The organism is Rikenella microfusus DSM 15922, assembly GCF_000427365.1.
Lineage (GTDB): Bacteria > Bacteroidota > Bacteroidia > Bacteroidales > Rikenellaceae > Rikenella > Rikenella microfusus.
Genome location: NZ_KE386488.1, coordinates 2,380,107 through 2,405,703 on the forward strand (window position 1 = coordinate 2,380,107; position 25,597 = coordinate 2,405,703).

The following is a 25,597-nucleotide window of genomic DNA, read 5'->3' on the forward strand; positions in this document are numbered from 1 at the left end:
CGAGGCGGGGCGAATCCGGACGAAAGGACTGTCGTGTAAAATTGCGTATGAATCAGGTGCGTTCCGGAATGTGCGATCCGCCGTTTCGGGAATCTCCCGGTTTCACGGGTTTTCTTCTGCTTCCGGTGGAATGGCATAGTATTTGAAACATTTCATCCGTGTCCGCAAGCATGGCTGCGTACGACTTATCGAAAAACAATCAATCGGAAAACCTAAAACCAAAAGCTATGAAAAAAATCCCTATGCTTAAAAAAGACATTGTCGATACCCCGATCTTCGGTTCGAACGAAGAACAGCGCGTCGCTCCCAAAACCGAAATGACCAAAGAGGGCACCGCGGAAGACATTGCCTATCAGATCGTACATGACGAAGCCATGCTCGACGGGAACGCCCGTCTGAATCTTGCGACCTTCGTCACCACCTGGATGGACGACAGCGCCCGCCGGATCATGGCCGAGACCATGGACAAAAACATGATCGACAAGACCGAGTATCCGCAGACCGCCGAAATCGAACGCCGTTGCGTCAATATCATAGCGAAGCTCTGGAACTCGCCCGAAGCCGTGAACGGCCAGTATTGTATGGGTACCAGCACCGTCGGTTCGTCGGAAGCGTGCATGCTCGGCGGTATCGCCGCGCTGTTCCGCTGGAAAAAACGGCGCAAAGCCGCCGGTAAGCCGACCGACAAACCGAACTTCGTCATTTCGTCCTGTTTTCAGGTCGTGTGGGAAAAATTCGCCATTTACTGGGACGTCGAGATGCGTACGGTGCCCGTAACCGCCGAGCATATCACCCTCGATCCGGAACAGGCCGTCAAACTTTGCGACGAAAACACCATCTGCGTGGTGCCGATCGAAGGCGTGACCATTACCGGGCTGAATGACGACGTGAAAGCTCTCGATGCCGCCCTCGACAAACTGAACGCTAAAACCGGTTGGGAAATCTGCATCCATGTGGATGCCGCTACGGGCGGTTTCATCCTGCCGTTCATCTATCCCGAAGTGGAATGGGACTTCCGCCTGAAATGGGTGCTCTCGATCAGCACGTCGGGCCATAAGTTCGGCCTCGTATATCCGGGCGTGGGCTGGGTGATTTGGAAGGACAAATCCTATTTGCCCAAAGAGATGAACTTCGCCGTCAATTACCTGGGGGCCGAGGTGCCGAGCATTTCGATCAATTTCTCGCGGCCGGGCAATCAGGTGCTCGCCCAATACTATCAGTTGATCCGTCTGGGCTGGAACGGTTACCACGATGTACAGGCCAGTTCGCTCAACGTCTGCCTCTACCTGCGCGACGAATTGAAAAAGATGGGGATCTTCGAATTTTTCACCGATGAAATGCCCAATCCGCTCTTTATCTGGAAACTGAAAGACGATCCGAAGCGGAAATGGACGTTGTACGACCTCTCCGACCGGCTGCATATCCAGGGTTGGCAGGTTCCTGCCTATACCATGCCGGCCGATATGGAGGATGTGATCATCATGCGTATCGTAGCCCGCCAGGGGGTCGGTATCGACCTGGCCGACCTGCTGATGAAGGACATCAAGGCTTGTGTCGCAGAACTCGACGCGCTCGAAAACCCGACCAACAGCGCGGAAAAATGGAATAAGAAACAACCGCAATCGCAGCGGTGTTTCAATCACGTCAGATAGTCCGGAACGTCTGTCATCCGATTACCCGCCATACTTGCGACTGTACGACGCAAGTATGGCGGGTTTTATTATTTTTGCAAAGGAATTATATACTATTTGCACAGCATTATTTTTTCGGCCCGCGCCGCCGCTCCCCCGACGGCCGGAAGCTGTCCGGCGCCGAGCCGAAACGGGGGCGTCGGGAAGCCGGTGCAAAACTGTATATAGTTACCTGTTACAACTGAATGAACTATCCGGTAGTCCCGTTATGAAAAAGTTTATCGTCTTATTTTTATTTCCGTTGCTGGCCGGTTGCGGAGGCACGCCCACGAACAACAGTACGAGCAACAAAATCATCGATCCGATGCTCGCCTCCAAGGATTTCTTTTTCAGCGGCGATTACGTTTATTACGCCGATGCGGCCGTATTGACCGATTGCGCGACCGGGCTTACGTTGCCGATAGCTTCTGCGGGAGACAATCTCAATGCCGAACGGCGCTATACGGCTTTGCCCGGCCCGGAGATGCTGCCCTGTTACGCCGTCATGGAGGGCTATTTGCGTCCCAGAGAGGAGGGGGCGGAGGGACATCCCGTCGAACTGGTCATCACGCGTTTCGGTTCGTTCGACACCACCCGTCATTGCACGCCGGCGCAACGGCTTGCCGGCCGCTATATCGACAGGTTGGCGGATACCGTTTCGAGCCGGATCGTCCTGGAGCTGTATGACGATTACACGTATAAAATCACGACGCATGATATTCCGGCCGATTCGTACGGTGTTTCCGAAGGCCAGTGGGGACGGCTGAGCGAGTCGGTTGTCGTTTTTATCGTACCGAACAGTGCGGATATGCTGGCGACCGTGAATTGGAACGGTCCGGAATTGGTCTTGTCCGAAACATCGTCTTTTATTAAAATCAAGTAGATACGGACAGTTGTCCGTTGTCCGATGCGGTTTTTCCGCCCGCTGGCCCGGCTCCTGCCCGTTGATTCGTGAGGTGCTGTCGGGGATGTCGTTGTCCGGTTCCGGCCCTATATCTTTGCTTTTCCGGTTATGTACGTGTCGATGTATCGACAATTTTAGCCGATGGCTATTTTGTCCCGTCCCGCCTTTGGACGGGAAAGAACTACTGAACGGTCCGTCGCTTTCGGTTTTCGGGGTATGCTGTTCAAGCGGCACGGCGGAGCGGATCGGAAATATTTCGATCACTCGATTATATACACCGATATCTCAAATTATGAAGATGCGGCCTCCGGTCGGCTCAGCGGTGCTGCCTGAGTCGAGTATGGGAAACTTAGGCAAAAGACCCGGAGGATCCGGCGCGAGCCGAAAAAGGGTCGATGAAGACTTCATGGTGTATCGAAATATGTAAGTTCGCTATCTTGGTGTATCCCGGGGCTGCCTTATTTTATCGCGATTTTATTCCGTTTTGCCGATTCCGGACGAGGCGCAGGGCGGGCTGTGGGACGAATCCGCTTCCGGCGGAACGGGAGAAAGGTAAGGAAATATTGTACAGGTTCTTATCGTAAGGGGGAGTGTAAAAGGTAAGGGTAATTATATACTATTTTACGCTGCATGATTTTTTCGGCTCGCGCCGGACCCTCCGGGTCTTTTGCCCGGGTTTGCACCGCCTCGTGCCGTCCGGCGCCGAGCCGAAACAGGGCTTGTGTAAAGTCGTATATAGTCGCCAAGGCAAGTATATACGGCTTGCCCCTGTTTGATACGTATGCTTGTTTTTCAATTTGTTTCGACCGCGGCCCCTTTTCTTGGAGGAAACTCCCGCTTCCCTGTACCGGGCGATACCGCGGGCCGTTCGGGAAGATCATTGTACGGTTTTGGGGAAAGCTGTATATACTTACCTTATAAAAAAGCGTTTCCCGAAAAATCGGGAAACGCTTTTTGAGGGAGTGGGAAGGTGAAAATAGCTGATTATCTGCAATTTTACCTTTTTGCATATGTTTGGTTTTCATTGCGCTCCGGGCCGTTTCCGTTCGTTTGGGAGGCGGCGGCTCCGGCCGGGAGTGCCCGGCGGTACCACCGGGCTGTTCGGGAGGAACTTGTTACCCGGTTCGGGGTATCGTAATACTTGCCGGACTGTTTCCGGTCGAATCAGTCCTGCCGGCTGTAATTCGGAGCCTCGCGGGTGATGGTCACGTCGTGCGGATGGCTCTCCTGCATCCCCGAAGCGGTGATGCGGACGAATTTGGCCCCTTTCAGCGCTTCGATGTCTTTCGCTCCGCAGTAACCCATGCCGGCCCGCAGCCCGCCGACGATCTGGTAAATGACTTCGGCCAGCTGCCCTTTGTACGGTACCCGCGCCGCTATCCCTTCCGGCACCAGTTTCTTGATGTCGTCTTCTGCATCCTGGAAGTAACGGTCTTTCGAGCCTTTCTGCATGGCTTCCAGCGACCCCATTCCCCGATAGGTTTTGAATTTACGGCCGTTGAAGATCACGGTTTCTCCCGGCGACTCTTCGACGCCGGCGAACATGGAGCCTGCCATCACGCAGTCCGCACCCGCCGCGATCGCCTTGACCACGTCGCCCGTGTAGCGGATGCCGCCGTCGGCGATGACCGGCACGCCGGTACCTTTGAGCGCCGAGGCCACGTCGTACACGGCGTTGAGCTGGGGCACGCCTACCCCCGCGATGATGCGGGTGGTGCAGATCGAGCCCGGCCCGATACCGACCTTTACGCCGTCGGCTCCGGCTTCGACCAGCATCCGGGCCGCCGCCGCCGTCGCCACGTTCCCCACGACTACGTCCAGTTCGGGATATTTGGCTTTGACCTCTTTGAGTTTTTCGATCACGCCCCGCGAGTGCCCGTGGGCCGTGTCGATTACGATGGCGTCGGCTCCGGCTTCATAGAGGGCCGCCACGCGTTCCATCGTGTCGTGCGTGACGCCCACGCCGGCCGCCACGCGCAGGCGGCCTTTGGAATCTTTGGCCGCGTTCGGGTTGTCTTTGACTTTCGTGATGTCCTTGTAGGTGAGCAACCCGACGAGTTTGCCGTCGCCGTCGATGACCGGCAGCTTTTCGATTTTATTGTTGAGCAGGATTTTGGCCGCTTCGTTCAGATCCGGATTATGGGTGGTGACCAGGTTGTCTTTGGTCATCACTTCGCTGATCTTCTTGGCGGCGTCGGTCTGGAACCGCAGGTCGCGGTTGGTGACGATCCCGATAAGTTTGCCGTCGTCGTCGATTACGGGTATCCCGCCGATCTTGTTTTCGTGCATCAGGGCTTTGGCGTCGCCTACCGTTCCGTCGGCCTTGATGGTGATCGGGTCGTATATCATTCCGTTTTCGGCGCGTTTGACTTTGCGCACCTGGTGGGCCTGGGCTTCGATCGGCATGTTTTTGTGGATGACGCCGATGCCGCCCTGGCGGGCCATGGCGATCGCGAGTTCGGCTTCGGTCACGGTATCCATGGCGGCCGAGACGATCGGGGTGTTGATGGGTACGTTGCGGGAGAAACGCGAAGCTACGGACACCTCGCGCGGAAGAACTTCGGAATAGGCGGGGACGAGCAGGACATCGTCGAAAGTCAGCCCTTCGGCTACGATTTTTTCATCTATGAACGACATAATGGCTACCGGTTAATAAATTTGGGCAAAGGTAAGGCTTTTTCCGGGAAAACGGATGGCTCATGCGAAAAACGGGGCGAGTTTTTCGAGCAGAGCGCGCGGCGGGCGGCAGGCGGTTTTGGTATCGGCGTGCATGAAGGCCAGCGTGACGGCTCCGACGGTGATCCGTTCGCCGTTTTCCCGGAACACTTCGTAGTCGAATTTTATTTTTACGCCCGGCATCTCGCGCAGGGTCGTGCGCACGGTGAGCAGGTCGTCGTAGTAGGCCGGATTCTTGTAATCGACCTCTACTTTCAAAACGGGCAGCATCACGCCGTTCGCCTCGATTTCGACGTTCGGAAGCCCGACGCTGCGCATCAGTTCGGTGCGTCCCATATCGAAGAGTTCGACGTAATGGGAATGGTAGAAAAAGCCCATGCGGTCCACGTCGCCGTAGGGCACCCGGAATTGCGTGTCGTATGTAATCATGGTTCGGAATACGGATTTTCGGTTCGGTCTGAACAAAGATAGTTAAAAATACAGTGCCGGGACATCCGAAACGGCTTTTCGATGCGTCTGTAATCAAAGATGTTTCATTTTAATCTTGAACGGAACGATGATAAAAGATTGGGTTTGTGCTTTGTTGGCGGGTTGCGCATGCGGCGGAGCGGCTGCCGAACGGGTGGAGGCCGAACTGAAAAACGCGGGGGACAGCGTGGCGGCGGTTTATTACGCTATCGGCGGCTCGGTGCCGAGGGATGGGGATATAAGAGCGACGACGATGCGCGGAGGGCGGTTTTCGCTCGATGTCCCGGATTCCGATTCGGTTTACGAAGTGCTTTTCTTTCCCACTGAGGCAGCGGAACGAATCGACCCTAAAAGGCCGGGCCGCGGGTGGGTGCCGGAGACGAAAGTATGCCGGTTTTATCTTTTTCCCGGCGAACGCGTCCGTGTGAAAGGCGTTTTGAGCGATTCCATGCTGGTCTGGAATGTCGATACGCCGTTATACGAGCGCAAACATAAGGCGGAACGAGGAGAATATACGAATTACCGGCTGCGGGAGTATCGGGCCGCACGTGAGGCGGAGCGGGTATTCGCGGGCGGCGCCTCTGAAGATACGATTCGGGCGGCGTTCGACCGGTCGCGGCGCTGGAGGCAGGCTCAGCGGGGCTGGGAACGGGCGTGGATAGAGGAGCATCCGGACGACGAACTGGCAGGGCTTTACCTGTTGCGGGCGAGTGCGTACGACGATCTCGATTCGCTTTATGGCCTGCTCGGAGCAAATGTCCGCAACGGGCGTCTCAAGCCTTTACTGGACGACCGGATGGCTTCGTACCGCGAGGTGCTGGCCACCGAAAAGGCCCGGGAACGGATGCGCACGTCGGCCGATATTCAGGCTCCGGATTTTACGCTGCCGGATGTGCAGGGCGAGCCGTTCACGCTCTCCGCGCTGTTCGGAAAGGGGCGATATGTCGTATTGGATTTTTGGGGTACGTGGTGCGGCTGGTGCGTGAAAGGCATTCCGCGGATGAAAACGTATTATTCGAAATACGAAAGCCGGGTCGAGTTTGTCGGAGTGGATTGTAACGAATCGGAGCAGGACTGGCGCGAGGGGCTGGAAAAGTACCGGATGCCGTGGCCCGGCGTATGGGCCGGGGACGACCGCAGCGTTCAGACGGCCTACGGCGTCGAGGCGTTCCCGACCAAAATCGTCATTGCCCCGTCGGGCCGGATTCTCAAACGGTTCGAGGGCGAAAGCGAAGAATTTTACCGCTATCTGGATTCGCTGCCGGATGGTGTCCGGTAACGGGGTCTATCGTTCCATATGGCCGCGCAGCAGGTCGAGCCGTTCGTAATCGGTCAGGTCCATCTGCACCGGTACGACCGCCACGTAACCGTGCCGCAAGGCCCATTCGTCGCTCTCTTCGGCGTCGTGTTCGAAGTTGTAGAACCGGCCCGACATCCAGTAATAGTCGCGGTTGTTGGGGTCGGTGCGGTGCACGAAATCTTCGCGCCAGTTGCCTCGCGTCTGGCGGCAGATCCGGATACCCCGGATCTCGTCCTGCGGGAGGTCGGGGATATTGACGTTGAGGCAAAGCCCGGCCAGCCGCTCGGCGGGCAATTCCAGTACCTGCGCGATGATTCTCCGCGCATAGTGTACCGATGCGGTGAAATCGGCCGTCGGGGAATGGTCGGTCAGCGAAAAGCCGATCGAGGGAATGCCGTACAGGGCCGCTTCGGTCGCCGCGCCCATCGTGCCGGAATAGATCACGCTGATGTTGGCGTTCGATCCGTGGTTGATGCCCGACAAGACCAGATCGGGCAGACGGCTCCCCAGGATTTCGTCGAATCCGATTTTAACGCAGTCCACGGGGGTTCCGGTGCAGGAGTAAACCTCTTGCCCGGGCTGGCGGCTGACGGCGCTGACGAACAGGGGGCGGTGCATGGTGATGGAGTGCGACATCCCCGAATAGCTTTCGTTCGGGGCTACGGCCACTACGTCGCCGAATTCGGCGGCCAGTTTGATGAGCGCGGCGATGCCTGCGGCCTGCACGCCGTCGTCGTTGGTCACGAATATGAGGGGTTTTCCGGATGTTGCCATAAAATGTCGCTTCTTGGTTTGCGTTTACGGAAGACAAAATTATCCAAATATTTTGCCCGTTGTGATATTATCGTTACTTTTGCGTCGCTTTTGTGCAGGAATCTCTTATGGAGGGCGCGGGGGATAATGGGGCAGTGGCCCCGTTTGTTTTCCGGAAACGGAAAACCCCGGACCCGTCGGACACCGTAACATTCCGCATGTTAACACCTTTTAGATTCAGTTCCAGCAATGAACAATCTGATCGCAGTAGCCCAGCAGGCTTTCAAACAGGAGACCGCCGAAGTCCCCGCATTCAAGGCCGGTGACACCATCACCGTAACCATCAAAATCCGCGAAGGCAACAAGGAACGCCTCCAGAATTTCCGCGGCGTGGTGCTTCAGCGCCGGGGTTCGGGCGCGACCGAGACTTTCACCGTCCGCAAGATTTCCGACGGGATCGGCGTAGAACGTATTTTCCCGGTGAACTCGCCCACCATCAGCAAAATCGAGCTGAACAAGGTCGGCGTGGTGCGCCGCGCACGTATCTACTACCTGCGTAACCTGACCGGCAAGAAAGCACGTATCAAGGAAAAGAAACTGACCAAATAGGTTTCTTTAGTTGGGAAGCTTTTTCGTAAAAGCCTCGTATCTTCCGCCGAAGATGCGAGGCTTTTCGTTTCCGGGGGGGGGAGGACTGAGCGGATCATTCGTTGGCGGGGAAAAAACGGTCGTCGTAATTGACTAGATAAAGGCGCTCGGTGGCCCGGGTTACGGCCGTATAGAGCCATCGCAGCAGTTCGATGGTCATCGGCTCGTTGCCGAACAGCGCTACGTCCAGAAAAATCGCCGACCACTGACCGCCCTGCGCCTTGTGGCACGTGATCGCATAGGCGAATTTGACCTGGAGGGCGCAGAAAAATTCGTCGCCCATCACCGCCTTGTAGCGTTTCCCTTTCTGTTTGATCTCCGCATAATCCTCTTCCACGGCGAGGAACAGCTGTGACTGCTGCTCGCGGCTGAGGCCCGGCGCGTCGCTATGCAAGGCGTCGAGCAGCAGCCAGCATTCCAGGCTGTAGTCGTCGTAATCCGGAAATTCCAGTTCCGCGTAAGCGAAACGGAAGCCGTATTTTTCCCGCGTTTTGTAAATCCGGTGCACCCGCGCGATGTCCCCGTTGGCGATGAAATCCATTGCTGCGTTCGGGTCCCGTTCCACGTAGTGGTAATTATTCTTGACCACCATCAGCATGTCTCCCGAGGCGATCTCTTCGTCGTAATCCAGTATCGTGCGCCGTATTCCCTGATTGTAGTGGTTCGCCCGCTTGTTCGAGCGTGTGATGATCGCCGTCTCGGACTGCCCGTAACGGCCGTAGCAGGAGTCGATTTCGTCGATCAGTTCGCGGCCGTCGATGCGCGCGATGTCCGGGAAACCCGGGTCGAATGGCGGAATGTCGGCCAGCCGGGCCTCGATCATGGCCCGGATCGTGGTGGCGTTGTGCAGGATGCCCGAATCGTTCTGCTGGCGCACGACCTCGGAGAGGGTGAAGTACCATACGGTGCCGTATTTGGCCATATATTCCGGATCCAGAGCCGGCGAACGGTCGTAGCCGACCGGAGGCAGCTGGGCCTGGTCGCCGACCAGAATCACTTTGTTGTTGCGTCCCAGCCGGATATAGTCGAACATGTCTTCGAGCAGGTCGCCCGTGCCGAAAACGGCGCTTTCGCCGTTGAAGGATGCGGCGCGGCCGGTCAGCATCGAGGCTTCGTCGATGATATAGAGGGTGTCGTGCGATTTGTTGAAATTCAGGTCGAACCGGGAATCTTCCGCGCCGCCTGCCCTGCGTTCCCGGTAAATGGTCTTATGGACGGTATAGGCGTCGGCTCCGGCATAGCGGCTCATCACTTTGGCCGCGCGGCCCGTGGGGGCCATGAGCACGCAGGGCAACTCCATCCGTTGCAGGGTGCGTACCAGCGCCCCGATCACCGTGGTTTTTCCGGTGCCGGCGTAACCGTTGATCAGGAAAACGGCGCTCTGGTCTTCTGTGGTGAGATATTGGCCCAGCGCGTCGATCAATTTTTTTTGCTCTGCTGTTGGTGTGAATGAGAAATTGCCGTATATTTGGGTCGCAATATGGCTGCTCAGGGACATGGATTCCATCGGGATTTTTTGAGTCGGACGGCTCGCTGTTGCTGCTAACCGCTAACAAACTTAACTAAAATCATAAGATGAAAAAAATTCTTCTTCAAATCATTTTGCTTGTGGCGATCGGGGCATTGGTGTGGTGGCTCTACTCGTTGTTCAATACGCCGCTGGAGTTCGAGCGGATCCGCAAGGAGCGCGAAGCGAAGGTGGTCGAACGGCTCAAGGATATTCGTACGGCACAGCGTGCTTACCGGAATAAATACCTGAAATTCACGCCGAGTTTCGATTCGCTGATCGCTTTCGTGCAGAAAGACTCGCTGACTTTCGAACGGGCCATCGGGTCGGAAGACGACTCGGTAGCCGTCGCCGAAGGGCGGGTGCACCGCGAACAGTTCCACGTGGCGGTGAAGGATACCATCGAACTGTTCAGCCTGGGCGGGGATATCAACAACCTGCGTTATATTCCGGGGTCGGTCGAGGCTACCGGTTCGCTCCAGCAGTTCCAAATGGATACCGCGTCGATCGAAACCGAATCGCGCGTGGTGGTGCCGGTGCTCGAAGTGTTCGCCAAATATCCGACTTTCTTGGGCGATCTGGACAAACAGGAACTGATTAATTTCCGCGACTATCAGGTAAATACCCTGAACCGGGCGGACGGCCTGAAGGTCGGTTCGCTGACCGCCACCACCAACGAGGCGGGTAACTGGGACGGAGAATAACGACCCGCTGGGGCGGGGCCGTTCCGGGAGGGGAGAGAGGAGAAGGCGGTTCCATGGAGGATAGATGTGTGTGGGGGGGAGGAGAGAAGGAGGCGCCGTGTCGGGAGGAGGCTCGCTCCGCTGTGAGAGAAGAGGGGGTCGGGAGCATGACTGAGGCCCGTTACGTAGGGAGAAGGCGGACGCGGAGACTGTCCCGGGAATGGGACGAAGGAACGCGCTCCGGAAAAACGATAAACGAGGAAAGATGCAGGAAATAACCCAGCATTATACCAGAAGCAGAGAATTATCCATTCAGGTCGGCCTGAATGGATTTTCTTTTGTCGTGTTCGATATCTCGCCGGGGATGGGCGGCGAAGCGATCCTGCGTTCGGTGGCCTACCGGGATACCGACATGGCTTCGATCCTGGCTCGGGAACCGATGCTGACAGCGACCGATCCCCCTCTGAACCGAGTGTTCGTGGGCAGTTCCACCGACGACGTGTTGTTGGTGCCGCAGCCGCTGTTCGAGCCGGAACGGGCCGAACAATACCTGGTAGCCGCCAATATGTACGTACCCGGAATGACGACACTGTCCAACAACCTGCTGTCGTCCCAGGCAGCCGCGGTCTGGCAGGCCGACTCCGGATTGGTCGCGGGATTGTTGCAACTCTATCCCGGAGCTTTGTTCTATCATCCCCTGTTGCTGGAACTCGACACGACGCCGACGAATCATGTGCACGCCGTGCTGGACGGGGATCTGGTACACCTGACCGTTTGCCACAGCGGACTGTACGCGGCGGAAACGTTGCGGGCCGATACGCCGGAAGAACTGCTGTATTATATCCAGAAACTCGTGAAACACGACGGTTTCACCTCTTACCGGCTGATACTGACGGGCGAGGGAGCCGAACAGTTGCGCGGATTCTTTATCCGGTATTTCAATGAGGTGGATGCTCGTGAAATCCGTTTCTACAATCATCAACGGGTCAGGGAAATATGCGTATAGTAGGAGGAACGCGCAGGCGGAAACAGATCGTTCCGCCGCGCAATTTCAGAGCCAGGCCGACGACGGATTTCGCCAAAGAAAATCTGTTCAATGTGCTTCAGAACCTGTATGACTTGGAAGAAGTCGAGGTATTGGACCTGTTTTCCGGTACCGGGTCGATCAGTTACGAGTTCGGTTCCCGAGGAGCGCGGCGGGTGGTTTCGGTCGAGATGAACCCCGTCCATCAGCGTTTCATCGCTGTGACGGCGAAAGAATTGGGTTTCGACCGGATCCGGAGCGTCAAGACCAATGTGTTCGTTTATTTGAAAAGCATGGCGGGAGCAGAGAGCTTCGATATCGTTTTCGCCGATCCGCCGTATGATATGGAAGGAGTCGAAATGTTGCCGGAAGCGGTGTTGGGGGGAGGATTTGTCCGGGAAGGGGGGATTTTTATTCTGGAGCATTCGGCGGAGAAAGATTTTTCCGGTTATCCAAATTTTTATGAACGAAGAAGTTACGGAAGCGTGCAATTCTCGGTCTTCAAAAAATAAGTGAAAAAACGATATCCGGGTTTGCAGAAACCGAAGTTTTGATTACCTTTGCACTGCAATAAAGGAAATCCGGTGCGGTAGTTCAGCTGGTTAGAATACCTGCCTGTCACGCAGGGGGTCGCGAGTTCGAGTCTCGTCCGCACCGCTCCTTTTCGAAAAGCCTCTTGAAAAAGAGGCTTTTTTCTTTGGCTAAGCATATAATCGTCGATATACCGGTAGTTTTAACCGATGCTTATTCTTTGTCCGCCGGCGGTTCGGCCAGTTTATATTCGAAGTAGTAGATTTTGATAAGCAGCAGGAAGCCGGAGATCAGAAGCGGGCCGAAAATGATGCCCCAGAAACCGAAGAGCGGAATGCCCAGAATCACGCCGAAAATGACGATCAGCGGATGGGTGTCGGCCGCCTTCTTCATCAGGAATATCCGGCAGACGTTGTCCACGTTGGCGATCACGAGTATCGCCCCTCCCAGAAGTACGATCCCTTGCCAGACGGCGCCCGTGGAGAGCAGATAGATGCTCAGCGGTACGGTGACCAGTGCCGTGCCCAGCATCGGCACGAGGCCGAAGATGCCGGTCAGGAATGCCCAGAACAGCACGTTGTGTATGCCGACGATCCAATAGAAAACGGCTGCGGTGGCTGCTTGTGCGACCATGATCACCGGAATGCCGACGGCATTGCTGAAGATCATGTTTTTCGCCTCCCGCTGGATTAGGTTCAGGCTCTTGCCGCTGAAAGGGGCGTAGCGGAGCAGGTTCGTCTCCATCCTTCGCCCGGCGGCCAGCATGAAATAGAGAATAACCAGCATCAGGAAAATATTGGCTGCGAAGCTGTACGTGGTGTTGATCAGCATCGAGGCGAAACGGGTGATGAAATCCCTGGATTCGGCCAGCAGTTTGCCGGAGATGACCCGGTAACCGACGAGGTCGTTGATCTTGTCGATGAGCCGGTAGAAACCTTCGACCAGCTGGGTGGTATTGACGTTCGGAATTTCGGAGGCGATGACTTCGAAAATCAGGTAGCCGATTCCCAGCAGGACGATGCTGGCCGCCGTTACCAATGCGGCCGAAGCGATCCAGGGTTTCCAGCGCCTCTTTTCGGTCAGCCGGAACAAAGCGCCGCGCAGGACGACGTAGAGCGTCGTGGCGCCGAGGAAGGCTCCTACGAAAAAGTCGAGTTGCCGGAAAATGACCAGTCCGATCACTACCAGTACGCTAAGGAAAAGCAACTGGCGGAAGAACGGATTGTAGCGGTCGGTCGGGTGCTGCATAAGGCGGCGAAGTTAAATGGGCGGGATACGGTCAGCCGAGCAGCAGCGACGGATTGTTCAGATCGCCTCCCCTCGGGTCGTTCTGCTGGAGCGGATAGATCAGGATGAAACTGTTGGCGCGGGCGTATTTGCTCAGGTAGGACGGCACCTGGTTCATGCTCTTGTGGTAGGACGGGCCTCCTTTGCGGCTCAGCACGGCCAGCAGGATGTCGTTGGCCCTGACCTCGCGCAGCAGGATCAGGAAATCGTCCCATTCGCTGAATTCGTGGAATTCGGCTTCGATCGGGTTTTTGGCATGGATGGCCTTGATGCGTTCCAGCGTGTGGGCGGAGGCATAGAAGACGACCTTCGTGCTGGTGTTGCGCCCCATGTTCCAGACTTTAAGCATCCAGAGGGCGAATCCCAGTTCGTATTCCGCCCGGTCGGGCACGAAGACCAACAGGCGGCCGACGGTCGAAAGGGGTTGGACGGGTTTGTAAACCAGCGTGGTGACGTTGTTCTGAGACAGTACGCCCTCCGTTGTGGCGCTGGGGAACGATACGGTCGTTTCGTCGGAATTGTCCGGTTTGATGCCGAGGATCAGGTCGGTGATCTTCTGTTCGTGGATCGTGCTGACGATCGCGTTGGCGATATCCGAATCGTAACGCAGCAGTTCCTGCATCTCGTTGTCTGTGGCCGAGGCTGCGATCACCGCTTTTTCCAGCAGTCGTCTTCCCTGCCGGTCGGCGTCGCTGGCGGCATTGTCGTTCGATACGACGTGCAGGGCATATAGCCCGTTCCGGCTTCCTTTCGATTTGATGGTCACGCTCAGGTGGATCAGTTCTTCGGCAGTCCCCGGATGGCTGACCGGTATCAGGATCCGTTCCCGCGGGCCGTGTTTGTCCGGTTTGGCCGATGGTTCCGGAGCGTCGGTCAGGGCGATGTTGCGTGCCCCGCGCTGGGTGACGAAAGAGGAGACGGTGCATGTAATCAGGATCATCAGAATCGTGCCGTTCAGTACGCTTTCGTTCAGCAGGCGTATCGGTTCGCCCGTTTCCGTATGGCCGGTGACGATGCCGTAGCCTACCATGACCGCGGCCAGCGTCGCCGCCGCCTGCGAGTTGCTCAGGCCGAAAACCAGCCGCCGCTGATCGATCGAATAGCGGAATGCCTTTTGCGTGGCGTATGCGGCCAGGAACTTGGCCCCGATGGCCACGACGGTCATCACGGTCGCCACTTTGATGGTTTCGAAGTCTTTGAAAAAGGCCCGGTAGTCGATCAGCATCCCTACGCCGATCAGAAAGAACGGGATGAAGATGGCGTTTCCGACGAATTCGATCCGGTTCATCAGCGGCGATGTGCGCGGAATCAGCCGGTTCATCGCCAGCCCGGCCAGAAACGCCCCGATAATGGATTCGATGCCGGCCGCTTCGGCCAGAACGGCTCCCAGGAAAACGATAGCCAGCACGAATATGTATTGCGACACGTTGTCGTGGAACCGTTTGAAAAACCACCGGCCGACCAGCGGGAACAGCAGCAGGATGATGCCGGCGAACAGCACCAGCGATACGCCCAGCCGAATCCAGAACCCGTTGTCCACCGATCCGGCCGAAAGGCCGACGATGATGGTCAGCACCAGCAGCGCCAGTGTGTCCGTAATCATGGTGCCGCCGACGGTGATGGTCACGGCCGGGTTTTTCTGTACGCCCAGTTTGCTGATGATCGGGTAGGTGATGAGCGTGTGCGAAGCGAACATGCTGGCCAGCAGGATGGAGGTCAGTATGTTGAAATTCAGCAGATAGATCCCCGCCAGAATGCCGATCGCCATCGGTATGGTGAAGGTGAACAGGCCGAAGACGAGGCTCCGCCAGCTATTTTTCTTGAAATCCGCGATGTCGATTTCCAGTCCGGCGAGGAACATGATGTAGAGCAGCCCTACGGTGCCCGACATGATGATGCTGCTGTCGCGTTCCATCAGGTTGAAACCGAACGGTCCGATCACGGCTCCGGCGATAATGAGTCCCAGCAGGTGGGGTATGCGTATTTTATTGAGAAGCAGGGGCGCCGAAAGGATGATAATCAGGATCAGCAGGAATTTCAGCACCGGATTGGTCAGCGGCAATGTCAGGTCGATCAGGCTCAAAGGTAACATTACGGTTCAGGTTTGGATAGGAATCGTTACATTTGCAATATAACTAAAATTACAACAAAAATGAAGCCATTGTTCGTACATTATCCCAAGTGCGGTACCTGCCGCAAGGCCGTGAAATGGCTGGCGGAACAGGGAATCGAGGCGGAAACGCGTGATATAGTGGCCGATAAACCCTCTGCGGACGAGCTGCGGGAGTGGATCGCGGCGAGCGGGCTTCCGGTGCGTAAATTTTTCAACACGAGCGGCGTCCTGTATAAGGAGATGGGATTGAAAGACAAGCTGCCGGCGATGCCCGAAGCGGAGATGATCGCCCTGCTGGCGACCGACGGCAAACTGGTCAAACGGCCTGTGCTGGTGCTGGCCGGCCGTGTGCTGGTCGGATTCGGAGAACAGGAGTGGCGGGCGGCGCTGGGACGGTGAGGATTGCCGAAATGACAGACTACTAACACCAAAATGATAAGATGGAAAAAGAAAATCTGTATGACCTTTCGGGGCGCGTGGCTGTCGTGACTGGCGGTTACGGCGTGCTGGGGGGCAGTATGGCCCTTTTCCTGGCTCGGCAGGGGGCGAAAGTGGCGATCCTGGGCCGCAATGCGGAGAAGGGCGAAGCCAAAGCGCGGGAAATCGCGGCGGCGACGGGCGGCGAAACGATGTTCCTGCAAGCCGACGTGCTGGATAAACCGGCGCTGGAACGAGCCTGCGCGAAACTGACGGCCGAGTGGGGCGCGGCGGATATCCTGCTCAATGCGGCCGGCGGTAACCAGGCCGGGGCGACTATTGCGCCGGATCGGACGATCTTCGACCTGGATACCGATGCGATGCGCGGGGTGGTGGACCTGAACTTCATGGGGACGGTGCTGCCGACGCTGGTTTTCGGCAAGGCGATGGCCGATGCCGGACGCAAAGGAAGTATCGTCAATATTTCGTCGATGGCGGCTCAGGGGGTGATTACCCGTGTGGTGGGCTACTCGGCGTCGAAAGCGGCGATCGACAATTTCACCCGCTGGATGGCGGTCGAGATGGCCAAAAAATTCGGCGAAGGCGTCCGGGTCAATGCCATTGCGCCCGGTTTCTTCCTGACCGAACAGAACCGCACGTTGCTGACCAATCCCGACGGCTCGCTGACCGACCGTTCGCGCGATATTATCGCGGCCACGCCTTACGGGCGTTTCGGGGAGCCGGAAGAGCTGAACGGCACGCTGGGCTGGCTGGCGTCCGATGCTTCGGCGTTCGTTACGGGCGTCGTGGTGCCGGTGGACGGCGGTTTTTCGATTTTCACGGGAGTTTGATGCAAATGTTCAGAAGTATGGAAAACAATCGAGTACGTTTCGAACAGACCATGCGCTGGTACGGGCCGAACGATCCGGTATCGCTCGCGGATATCCGGCAGGCCGGCGCCGAGGGCGTGGTCAGCGCGTTGCACCATATCGCGCCGGGCGAGGTGTGGACGGCGGACGAAATCGGACGTTACAAAGCGAATATCGAAGCGGCGGGGCTGACGTGGCATGTGGTGGAGAGTCTGCCGGTAAGCGAGGAGATCAAAACCCGACGGGGAGACTACCTGCGCCATATCGAAAATTACAAGGAGAGCCTGCGCAACTTGGCTGCCGCCGGGGTACCGGTGGTGACCTACAATTTTATGCCCGTGCTGGACTGGACTCGGACGAATGTCGCCTACGAACTGCCCGACGGTTCGCGGGCGCTGCGGTTCGAGCGGTCGGCTTTCGTCGCGTTCGACCTCTATATCCTCGGGCGGCCCGGAGCCGAGAGGGATTACAGCGCGGAAGAGGTGGCGAAAGCCAGGGCGCGTTACGAACGGATGACCCCCGAGGAGATCGAAACGCTGACGGCCAGCGTGTTGATGGGGTTGCCGGGAGCGGACGAGAGCTTTTCGCTGGAGAATATCCGTTCCGGATTGGAGTTGTATAAGGACGTTACCGATGCCCGGCTGCGGGAACATCTCGTTCTGTTTCTGAAAGAGGTGGCTCCGGTGGCGGACGAGGTCGGCGTGCGGCTGGCTATCCATCCGGACGACCCGCCGTACCGTTTGCTGGGTCTGCCGCGCATCATGAGCTGCGCGGCGGATTTCGCGCAACTTACGGAGGCGGTACCGAACGCCTCGAATGGGTTGTGTTTCTGCACGGGATCGCTCAGCATTCGGGCGGACAATGACCTGCCGGCCATGGCCGAACGGTTCGGGAATGAGGGGCGTATCCATTTCGCCCACCTGCGCAGTACGCAGCGCGATGCCGAAGGGAATTTTTACGAAGCCAATCACCTGGAGGGGAGCATCGACATGTACGCGATCATGCGTGTGCTGGTCGAGGCGATGCAGCGTACCGGGCAGCCGATTCCGCTGCGCCCGGACCACGGGCATCAGATGCTCGACGACCTGAACAAGAAAACTTATCCCGGCTATTCGGCGATCGGACGCCTTAAAGGGCTGGCCGAGCTGCGGGGATTGGAGCTGGGGATCGGGCGGACGCTGTTTCCCGAAACCGACAAAAAATAGAGACGGATGGGACGGGAGTTCATTCACGACGATTTTCTGCTCGGCACGGACGCCGCGCGGGAACTGTATCACGGCCATGCGGAGCGGATGCCGATTCTCGATTACCACAACCACCTGTCTCCCAGGCAGGTGGCCGAGGATTTCCGGGCCGGTAACATCGCACAATTGTGGTTGGGCGGCGATCATTACAAATGGCGGGCGATGCGTGCCGCCGGTATCGACGAACATTACGTCACAGGCGGCGCCCCAGATTGGGAAAAGTTCGCCCGTTGGGCGGAGACGGTGCCCCGGACGATGCGCAACCCCCTCTACCATTGGACGGCGTTGGAGCTGAAACGTTATTTCGGCATCGACACCCTGTTGAAACCCGAAACGGCACGGGAGATATACGACCGTTGCAATGCGATGCTGCGGGACGAGCCGGAGGCGTTTTCGGCCCGCGGCCTGTTGCGCCGGATGCGCGTCGAGGCGATCTGTACGACGGACGACCCGGCCGATTCGCTGGAATACCATCTGGCGTATGCGCGCAGCCGTCGGGAGGGCGATCCACAGATGCTGCCGGCCTGGCGGCCGGACAGGGTGATGGCCGTAGAAGACCCGCAAGCGTGGAATGCTTATATAAATAAGTTGTCCGAAGCGGCAGGGCGGGGGATCGGTACTTTCGCCGGGCTGCTCGACGCGCTGCGCGAAAGGCAGCGCTTTTTCTCCGAAGCCGGATGCCGGGTGTCGGACCACGGGCTGGATACTTTCTACGGCGAAGAGTTCACCGACTCCGGGCTGGAAACGCTTTTCGCCGTGTTGCGACAGGGCGGGCAACTGACCGAAACCGAAATGGCGGTATTCAAATCGGGCGTGTCGTACCATCTGGCCGTGATGAATGCCGAGCGGGGGTGGGTGCAGCAGTTCCATGTGGGGCCGCTGCGGAACAACCGTACCGTTCTGATGCGCGGTTACGGGCCTGACGCGGGGTGCGATTCGCTGGACGACAAGCCGGTGGCGCGGGCCATGGGGCGTTTCCTCGACCGGCTCGACCGGGAGGGGATGCTGGCCCGCACGATCGTCTATAACCTCAATCCCAAGGACGGGGAGACGATGGCGGCCATGGCCGGCAACTTCCAGGACGGCAAAATCCCCGGCAAGATGCAGTACGGCGCGGCGTGGTGGTTTTCCGACCACCTGAACGGCATGGCGCGGCAAATGGATATTCTGTCCGACTACGGACTTTTGAGCCGATTCGTAGGGATGCTCACCGACTCGCGCAGTTTCCTCTCTTTCCCTCGGCACGAGTATTTCCGGCGTCTGCTGTGCGACATGCTGGGACGCGACATCGAACGCGGCCTGCTCCCGGCCTCGGAAATGGAAGCTGTGGGGCGGATGGTGGAAGACATTTGCTACGGCAACGCGAAAAGCTATTTCGGGTTTTAATGTCGAATTGCACGGTATTTGTTAAGAAGTAAACGATATGACCGAAATGATTTCCGGATAAGTATGTACGACTTGATCCAAAATCCAGGGCGCGATCTGCTCGATAAATCCGGTATGCGATTTGCTTTGCGGCGCGGGGAGTAGGGCACGCAGGCTGACTGAATTCGTATGTATCTTATTTGACAGCGGTTCCATATCGTTTTGCCGGGCTTGGATTCAGTGCATGATTGAGTGCCATGCCCATGCGGGCCGGTAAAAAGCGAAAGAGAATGGAAGAAGGGGAGTTCCGTTTTTGGACAGCCTCTTGTTCCCCGGTAGAAATATTATGAATTCCAAACCGTCGTTTTTATGAAGACCACCAATCGAAATCCGTGGGTCGGGTTCCTGCTCTCCGAGCGGTATGCCAACCTGTCCCTGTTGCTCCTGCGCCTGTTCGCAGGTATTATGATGCTCGTGCACGGCATCTCCAAGATTCAGAATTTTTCCGCTTTGCGCGAAGGTTTCCCGGATCCCATCGGTTGGGGAGTAGGGTTGTCGCTGGTGATGATCATTCTGGTGGAGGTCGGTTGTTCGTTGATGGTGATTACGGGACTTTTGACCCGGTTCGCCGTCGTCCCGCTGGTCTTTTCCATGATTATGGCCATGACCACCTACCCGGAGATGAGTCTCGGCAACGTCGAACTGCCGTTGCTTTATTTGGGGATGTATGTCGTGATTTTCGTCGCCGGGCCAGGCAAATGCTCGATCGATTATCTGATCGGCAAGACCATTGCCCGACCGGAGGCGTAAAGCCGGCCGGGTATGTAAAAATCGCACGGGCGGACGCTCCGAAGGGAGAGCGTCCGCCCGTGCTGCCTGTGCGCCGCACTGTACGATCGCTGATATATCGAAAGGTACGTATATACGACTTTATCCTATCATATGCACGCCTGATTTTCAGCATATTTCGGCCCGCGCCCACCCTCTTAAGCAGAGAAAAGCCCCGATCCCCTGTGCCGAGCGGCACCGCAGGGTATCTTTCCCGATTTTGGGCGAAGTCGTATATCTTACCTGTCGAAATATGTTGAATGTCGGGGCCGTCAGGCCGCATACCGGTTCCGGAACAGGTAGAACACCCCCCTCGATACTTGGTATTCCCGGCAGATATGCGCGATCGACGTTCCCTGTTTGAGCAGGTTCAGTATTCGTTTTTTGTCGTCGATCAGCCTTTGCAGCTTGACCCGGCTGCCGACCGGCCTTCCGATGCGTACCCCCTCCGCTTTTTTGAGCGCCAGCGCCTCTTTCGTGCGCAGCGAGATCAGGTTGTGTTCGATTTCCGCCACCAGCCCGAAAGCGAACGCCAGCACCTTGCTATTGATATTGTTATCGAACGCATAGCCGTCCTTGGTGCTGTAAATCATGATTTGTTTTTCCATGCAGATATTGAGGATCGACATGATATCCAGCAGCGTGCGGCTCAGGCGCGAGAGTTCGGTAACGATCAGCGTATCCCCCTTTTTGAGTTTTCGGATCAGCAGTCCCAGCCGTCTTTCGTTGCGTTTGGTTTTTCCGCTGACCACCTCCGTGACCCATTTGTCGATTTTGATGCCCCGCGTTTCCGCGAACCGGGCGATTTCCAGTTGTTGGTTTTCGAGATGCTGTTTTTCAGTGCTGACTCTCAGGTATGCGATAACCATGATAAGAAAGAATTAGGTACATAAAATAATATAAAGTAAGTCTGATACGGTTTTGTGTCGTCGGGCGTAAAGCCGGATATATTTCAGTCGTGCGGTTGCAATCGAACAAACATTTCTGAGGATAAAGACGGCGGTACGTCCGTAATAGTCTGTGTATAGTAAATATAGCTATAAATGAGACTTTTTGTTGGCAAAAAGTACCCGTTCAATTAACCGTTCGATTAATTACTAATTGTGTCACAAATGTAGAAAAGGAAATTGTATTCACCAAATAAAAACTGACTTAAATAACCTTTTATCAATCGGATACCTACTATTTCTGACATGATAAACGGTTTTTTACGCGGTCTCGCCGGGGGGTGTTTTTTCGCTTTACAATTAATCGAACGGTTAATTGTAAGGTCTGCCGCTGTAACCCGTTGGTTTGCAGCGGGCAGCATGGCGGGTATAATGCAGACATGACGAAGATGAAACGCTATTTAGTGGTCGCTGCCGCATTATTGGCAGTTGCGGGGTGTCAGCGTCGTCCGCTGGAGTGGGGCGATCCGGCCGGCGAAAACTGCCGGGTGCGCTTCCGGGCCGGCAGTCTGGCCGAAGTGTTGCCTGCCCCGGAAACCTCGAAAGCGTCCGGACAGCTCGTCCCCTTGCCCGAAGGCGCCACCGTGCGCGTGGTGGCCTACCAGCGGCAGGGCGACGGCCAGGGCAGTCCCGACCCCTCCCTCGATACGTGGAAAGCTTCCAGTACTTATAAAGTGGAGAGCGGCGACTTGGTTCCGTGCCTTGTCAGCGACGACGGCGCCGCGATTCCCGGCGACGCCGAAAGCATGGAACTGCACAACGGAACCTATGATTTCTACGCCTACTCCGCCGCCCGCAAGCTGGAAGCCGACAACCGCACCGTGAAAGGCGTGGGCCACGGCGAAGACTTCATGGGCGCATTCATCGGCAGCCGGACCATAAACCGATCCTCGTCCACTGTCAGCCTCGAATTCGAGCACGAATGCGCCAAGATCACCTTCGCCATCGTCCCCGCCGACGGGATGCAGTGCGAAGACCTGACCGCAACGAGCGTAAAACTGAAAAAACTGGCCGCCGCCCCCGCCGCCGACTATACCATAGGCGGCGACCTCGTGCCGAGCGTCGGCGGCGAAGAATCCGTCGGCGAAATCACCACGTTCGCTTACAAAGACGACGGACAGAAAGGCCAGGGCGCCAGCGGCTCCGGCATCTTTCTGCCCAAAACGGCCGGCACCGTTCCGGCTGAATTTACCGTGCGGGTGAACAGTACATCCTACCGGCTGACAGCCGAACTGCCCGAAATCTCTTTCGGAAAAGGGAACAACTACCGATTTACCGCCAAAGTCAAACAGACCAGCGTGGAGCTGGTGCTCACGGTGCTGCCGTGGGACACCTCCGAGTGGGGCGACGGCACGGAGATCGGCGGATTTCCGGACCAGACCATCACGGTCGGCGAATGGAGCGGGGTATCGTGGGACGACGATGCCGTCGGCGCCGATCCCTCGCAAGGGTTGGTTGTCGGGACGTGGACTTCCGCCCCCTCGTGGGGCAGCGACACGCAGGTCGGCGGAAACTGACCTGTCGGCCGCATTTTCCGTGCGGGAAAACGACAAATCATTACGAAGTAAATAACAGTTCGGTAAAATATGAAAAGAATATTTTTATGGATGACTTCGGCCGCGACGGTGCTCGCCGTGTCATGTAATAAAAGCGAACTCCAGCAGCCCGGCGGCGGAAACGGCGGACGGAATCCGCTGACCGTCCGCGTGAGCTTCGATACCGGAACGCCCTCCGTTCCCGGCGGCGCATGGCGTCCCGTGGCCAAAAGCGTTAGTCCGGCTGTGAGCATCGAATACGGCGCAGGGGCGGTTCCCGAAACCCGTGCCGTTACCGCGTTGGACGACCAGAACGAAAAGACGGTGCATGACCTTTGGGCCTTGCAGTACACAGAGCAAGGTGCTCTGGTCGGCGAGCCTTTCTATACCGACCGGATTCAGCAGAGCGACGCTTCCGTGACCGTCGAGATCAACCTGACCTCCAGCGAAGGCAAAACCAACAGGGTCTATTTCGTGGCCAATACCGGCGACAAGAGCCTGTTCAACGCTTCGAACGCCGCCACCGAGACCGCTTTCCAAAACCTGAGCCGGACGCAGACTGCGGAATACAAACCCAGCTCGGCGACCGGCCTGCTGATGAACGGCCTGTACAGCGGTACGGTGGGGGCCGAGATGAACGGCGTGACCCTGAAACGAGGAGTGGCCAAAGTGAATTTTTCGTACACGACCGACAGCGAATTCGGTAAAAAATTCACCGTCGAATCCGTGACGTTGAAGAATGCCGCCAACAAAATCCATTACGTCAAGACCGCTTCCGCCCCGTGGCCTGACGCCGACGCGTCGAATCACACCTCGTATCCTGCCGAAACGCTGGGCGGCGACCCGAAAACGGGTTCTTATACCTGGTACCTGCCCGAAAACCTCCAGACAGCGGTGAAAAACGCGAAAGGCGAGGGGTGGGCCACCTACATCGAGATCGCGGGGAGGTGGACCGGCCACGGCGACGGGCTGCCCCGGAACGTAACCTATTACATCCCTGTGGGCAGCGACGGCGTGACGCAGACGAATTACAGCGTGGAGCGGAACAAAATCTATACCGTTTCCGTTACGCTCAAAGGAGCCAACGACGCCGATACTCGCGTGAAAGTGGAAGAAGCCGTAACTCCCGTTCTGGCGAACTGCGGGATGGTGGTTCCGGGCGGTCAGGTGGCTTTCAGCGTCGAAGACCGCCAAAAGAAACTCATCGAAACCGAGGCCGCGAGCCTGCCCCTGAAAAGCTGGAGTAAAAGTACGGACTACACGGCTTACCTGATCTGGCAGGACGCGCAGTCGCTGGTGAGCAGCGTCGAGTACAACAAGGCTCTGGGATACGTTGTCGTCAAAACCGCTTCCGGAAAGAGCGGCAACGCCGTGGTGGGGCTTTTTCCCGCGGGGACCCAGCAAAGTCAAGCGCGAACGGCGAATTGCATCTGGAGTTGGCACGTGTGGGTTACCAACTACCACCCCGACGGTACAAAAAAGTACAATTTGGGCATAAATCAAAAAGCGTCCGAAAGTACCGGTCAGGTACATACTTATGGGGCGAAATATATGGCTGCCGTGAATGCGGTAAAACCTACCACAGGATATAGTAACAGCAATATCCGCGTAATAATGGACCGTAATCTGGGGGCCACGAAGACTTATTATACGGCTCCGGCTTCAGGGGATAACACGGCCGACCAGGCTTTCGGGATGTTTTACCAGTGGGGTCGCAAAGACCCGTTCCCGCGCGCTACGGGTGCCGATATAGATCCTTCGAGCGCCACCAGCGAGACCATTAATATCTACGATATAGATAATCAAATACTGACCGAAGACGGTACTGGATATAAGAAAACGGATATTAAGACCGGAGGTGTGGTATCGGGCAATAACTCGTTGGGTTATGCAGTGTCTCATCCGCTGGTATTTATATATAACAGTACCACTCCTTACGACTGGTATGCGACTTCGGAAAGTAATCAGAACGACGCTTTGTGGGGTGACAAAGCAGAAAAGAAGAGCGTTTACGACCCCTGCCCGGAAGGTTGGCGCATCGCGCCGAACGAGACTTGGAGTGATTTTAGCCGCACTACGATCGCTACTTCGCCACTGAACGGTACGTTCCCGTACTATATCAAAGGCGACCCGAAAGAGGACGGTAAATCAGGCGATTACGGTATGACCAACGGCCGCCTGTACAAGGTATCGTCTTCGGGCGAGGGCACCCCGCTGGCCTGGTATCCCGCCCCGGGCTACCGCTACGGCGCCAGCGGCGCATTGTACGGCGTCGGCAACTACGGGTACAGCTGGTCGTCCACGGTCGCCGCTAGCGGGTATGGCGCCCACTACCTGTACTTCTACACGCAGGGCCTCAATCCCACTAACGCGAGCAGCCGTGCCAGCGGCTTACAGGTGCGGTGCCTCCAAGAATAAGGAGCTGCGCGCCGCGGCGGATAAGGCCGCACAAGCGAGGCAAAGCCTCGCCCCGCGGGATACCCGCGGGCAGGCCGAAGAGGCCGCGCGGGCAGCGTGTTTGAGGCGGCCGGAAGGTATTAGCGGCGGGCTTGTAGGCCCGCCGCCCCAAATGGCGGCCTTTGGCCGCCCGAATTTTCCGCATTTTTTGCCGGTGGCTTTTGGAGGCGGGTTTGCCGGGACTTTGCGGTTTTTGCGGGATATGCGGTGGGCTTTGTTTCCGAGGTGGGGTTGTTTTTGAGGCTTTGCGTTGTTGGGAGTGCGCGGCTTTTTGCGCTGTTTTAACGTTGTTTTGAGTTGTTGTCGGGGCTTGTTAGAGCTGGTTCCGGGCCTCCGCTGCCGGAGGCCCGCCTGCTGACGCGGGAACGTTA

23 protein-coding genes and 1 tRNA gene are annotated in these 25,597 nt (G+C 57.1%); 15 read left to right on the top strand and 9 right to left on the bottom strand.

Annotated elements, in window-relative coordinates; genetic code table 11:
- The first annotated feature begins 227 nt into the window (after nucleotides 1–227).
- The gene (gene gad, locus RIKMI_RS0110940; protein WP_027291637.1) at nucleotides 228–1,652 is read left to right on the top strand and encodes a glutamate decarboxylase; all 1,425 of its coding nucleotides are present in this window, start codon (nucleotides 228–230) and stop codon (nucleotides 1,650–1,652) included.
- Between the two features lie 247 nt (nucleotides 1,653–1,899).
- On the top strand, nucleotides 1,900–2,553 hold the full coding sequence (locus RIKMI_RS0110945) for a hypothetical protein (protein ID WP_027291638.1): 654 nt from the start codon (nucleotides 1,900–1,902) through the stop codon (nucleotides 2,551–2,553).
- Between the two features lie 596 nt (nucleotides 2,554–3,149).
- Here the strand turns inward: RIKMI_RS0110945 and RIKMI_RS0110955 are convergent.
- From RIKMI_RS0110955 to RIKMI_RS0110965, 3 genes are all read right to left on the bottom strand, one after another.
- Nucleotides 3,150–3,599 carry a hypothetical protein gene (locus RIKMI_RS0110955; protein WP_027291639.1) on the bottom strand — a complete coding sequence of 150 codons (450 nt, stop codon included), beginning with the start codon at nucleotides 3,597–3,599 and terminating at the stop codon, nucleotides 3,150–3,152.
- Nucleotides 3,600–3,738: 139 nt separating this feature from the next.
- Nucleotides 3,739–5,211, bottom strand: coding sequence for an IMP dehydrogenase (gene guaB, locus RIKMI_RS0110960; protein ID WP_027291640.1), 1,473 nt, complete (start codon nucleotides 5,209–5,211; stop codon nucleotides 3,739–3,741).
- Between the two features lie 60 nt (nucleotides 5,212–5,271).
- Nucleotides 5,272–5,679, bottom strand: coding sequence for an acyl-CoA thioesterase (locus RIKMI_RS0110965; protein ID WP_027291641.1), 408 nt, complete (start codon nucleotides 5,677–5,679; stop codon nucleotides 5,272–5,274).
- 127 nt (nucleotides 5,680–5,806) lie between these two features.
- Here RIKMI_RS0110965 and RIKMI_RS14435 point away from each other — a divergent pair, with 127 nt between their 5' ends.
- Nucleotides 5,807–6,997, top strand: coding sequence for a TlpA family protein disulfide reductase (locus RIKMI_RS14435; protein WP_084135280.1), 1,191 nt, complete (start codon nucleotides 5,807–5,809; stop codon nucleotides 6,995–6,997).
- 6 nt (nucleotides 6,998–7,003) lie between these two features.
- Here the strand turns inward: RIKMI_RS14435 and surE are convergent, their stop codons facing one another.
- A complete protein-coding gene (gene surE / locus RIKMI_RS0110975; protein ID WP_027291642.1) occupies nucleotides 7,004–7,792 on the bottom strand; it encodes a 5'/3'-nucleotidase SurE in 789 nt (262 codons plus the stop codon).
- A gap of 228 nt (nucleotides 7,793–8,020) precedes the next feature.
- Here surE and rplS point away from each other — a divergent pair, with 228 nt between their 5' ends.
- A complete protein-coding gene (gene rplS / locus RIKMI_RS0110980) occupies nucleotides 8,021–8,380 on the top strand; it encodes a 50S ribosomal protein L19 (RefSeq protein WP_027291643.1) in 360 nt (119 codons plus the stop codon).
- A 94-nt stretch (nucleotides 8,381–8,474) separates the two neighbouring features.
- Here rplS and RIKMI_RS0110985 read toward each other — a convergent pair whose 3' ends face one another.
- Nucleotides 8,475–9,926 (bottom strand): ATP-dependent DNA helicase, encoded by a 1,452-nt coding sequence (locus RIKMI_RS0110985; RefSeq protein ID WP_245584961.1) that lies wholly within the window; start codon nucleotides 9,924–9,926, stop codon nucleotides 8,475–8,477.
- 68 nt (nucleotides 9,927–9,994) lie between these two features.
- Here RIKMI_RS0110985 and RIKMI_RS0110990 point away from each other — a divergent pair, with 68 nt between their 5' ends.
- From RIKMI_RS0110990 to RIKMI_RS0111005, 4 genes are all read left to right on the top strand, one after another.
- Nucleotides 9,995–10,630, top strand: coding sequence for a hypothetical protein (locus RIKMI_RS0110990; RefSeq protein ID WP_027291645.1), 636 nt, complete (start codon nucleotides 9,995–9,997; stop codon nucleotides 10,628–10,630).
- Nucleotides 10,631–10,874: 244 nt separating this feature from the next.
- The gene (locus tag RIKMI_RS0110995) at nucleotides 10,875–11,615 is read left to right on the top strand and encodes a DUF3822 family protein (protein ID WP_037291906.1); all 741 of its coding nucleotides are present in this window, start codon (nucleotides 10,875–10,877) and stop codon (nucleotides 11,613–11,615) included.
- On the top strand, nucleotides 11,606–12,145 hold the full coding sequence (locus RIKMI_RS0111000; protein WP_027291647.1) for an RsmD family RNA methyltransferase: 540 nt from the start codon (nucleotides 11,606–11,608) through the stop codon (nucleotides 12,143–12,145). Before RIKMI_RS0110995 ends, RIKMI_RS0111000 begins: the two co-directional genes overlap by 10 nt.
- Nucleotides 12,146–12,216: 71 nt before the next feature.
- Nucleotides 12,217–12,290 (top strand) — tRNA-Asp (locus RIKMI_RS0111005).
- An 87-nt stretch (nucleotides 12,291–12,377) separates the two neighbouring features.
- Here RIKMI_RS0111005 and RIKMI_RS0111010 read toward each other — a convergent pair.
- Both RIKMI_RS0111010 and RIKMI_RS0111015 read right to left on the bottom strand, forming a co-directional pair.
- Nucleotides 12,378–13,412 (bottom strand): AI-2E family transporter, encoded by a 1,035-nt coding sequence (locus RIKMI_RS0111010; protein WP_027291648.1) that lies wholly within the window; start codon nucleotides 13,410–13,412, stop codon nucleotides 12,378–12,380.
- A gap of 31 nt (nucleotides 13,413–13,443) precedes the next feature.
- Nucleotides 13,444–15,543 carry a cation:proton antiporter gene (locus RIKMI_RS0111015; RefSeq protein ID WP_027291649.1) on the bottom strand — a complete coding sequence of 700 codons (2,100 nt, stop codon included), beginning with the start codon at nucleotides 15,541–15,543 and terminating at the stop codon, nucleotides 13,444–13,446.
- Between the two features lie 60 nt (nucleotides 15,544–15,603).
- Here RIKMI_RS0111015 and RIKMI_RS0111020 point away from each other — a divergent pair, with 60 nt between their 5' ends.
- Genes RIKMI_RS0111020 through uxaC form a run of 4 tightly spaced genes read left to right on the top strand, consistent with a single transcriptional unit; the run spans nucleotide 15,604 to nucleotide 19,480 of the window.
- Nucleotides 15,604–15,963: an arsenate reductase family protein gene (locus RIKMI_RS0111020; protein WP_027291650.1), complete on the top strand. Its 360-nt coding sequence runs from the start codon at nucleotides 15,604–15,606 to the stop codon at nucleotides 15,961–15,963.
- A gap of 41 nt (nucleotides 15,964–16,004) precedes the next feature.
- On the top strand, nucleotides 16,005–16,832 hold the full coding sequence (locus RIKMI_RS0111025; protein ID WP_037291908.1) for an SDR family oxidoreductase: 828 nt from the start codon (nucleotides 16,005–16,007) through the stop codon (nucleotides 16,830–16,832).
- A gap of 17 nt (nucleotides 16,833–16,849) precedes the next feature.
- Nucleotides 16,850–18,055, top strand: a complete 1,206-nt coding sequence (gene uxuA / locus RIKMI_RS0111030; RefSeq protein WP_027291652.1) for a mannonate dehydratase — start codon at nucleotides 16,850–16,852, stop codon at nucleotides 18,053–18,055.
- 6 nt (nucleotides 18,056–18,061) lie between these two features.
- The gene (gene uxaC, locus RIKMI_RS0111035) at nucleotides 18,062–19,480 is read left to right on the top strand and encodes a glucuronate isomerase (RefSeq protein WP_027291653.1); all 1,419 of its coding nucleotides are present in this window, start codon (nucleotides 18,062–18,064) and stop codon (nucleotides 19,478–19,480) included.
- Nucleotides 19,481–19,501: 21 nt separating this feature from the next.
- On the opposite strand, the gene RIKMI_RS15120 is transcribed toward uxaC, so the two are convergent.
- Nucleotides 19,502–19,675, bottom strand: a complete 174-nt coding sequence (locus tag RIKMI_RS15120) for a hypothetical protein (RefSeq protein ID WP_156877466.1) — start codon at nucleotides 19,673–19,675, stop codon at nucleotides 19,502–19,504.
- A 153-nt stretch (nucleotides 19,676–19,828) separates the two neighbouring features.
- Between RIKMI_RS15120 and RIKMI_RS0111040 the strand changes: the two genes are divergently transcribed.
- On the top strand, nucleotides 19,829–20,269 hold the full coding sequence (locus RIKMI_RS0111040) for a DoxX family protein (protein WP_051214516.1): 441 nt from the start codon (nucleotides 19,829–19,831) through the stop codon (nucleotides 20,267–20,269).
- 290 nt (nucleotides 20,270–20,559) lie between these two features.
- On the opposite strand, the gene RIKMI_RS0111045 is transcribed toward RIKMI_RS0111040, so the two are convergent.
- Nucleotides 20,560–21,156: a recombinase family protein gene (locus RIKMI_RS0111045; RefSeq protein ID WP_027291655.1), complete on the bottom strand. Its 597-nt coding sequence runs from the start codon at nucleotides 21,154–21,156 to the stop codon at nucleotides 20,560–20,562.
- A gap of 467 nt (nucleotides 21,157–21,623) precedes the next feature.
- On the opposite strand from RIKMI_RS0111045, the gene RIKMI_RS0111050 reads away from it, so the two are divergent.
- Both RIKMI_RS0111050 and RIKMI_RS0111055 read left to right on the top strand, forming a co-directional pair.
- Nucleotides 21,624–22,751 (top strand): BF2992 family fimbrillin-A clan protein, encoded by a 1,128-nt coding sequence (locus RIKMI_RS0111050; protein ID WP_027291656.1) that lies wholly within the window; start codon nucleotides 21,624–21,626, stop codon nucleotides 22,749–22,751.
- A gap of 69 nt (nucleotides 22,752–22,820) precedes the next feature.
- Nucleotides 22,821–25,187, top strand: coding sequence for a fimbrial protein (locus RIKMI_RS0111055; RefSeq protein WP_027291657.1), 2,367 nt, complete (start codon nucleotides 22,821–22,823; stop codon nucleotides 25,185–25,187).
- Nucleotides 25,188–25,597 lie beyond the last annotated feature (410 nt).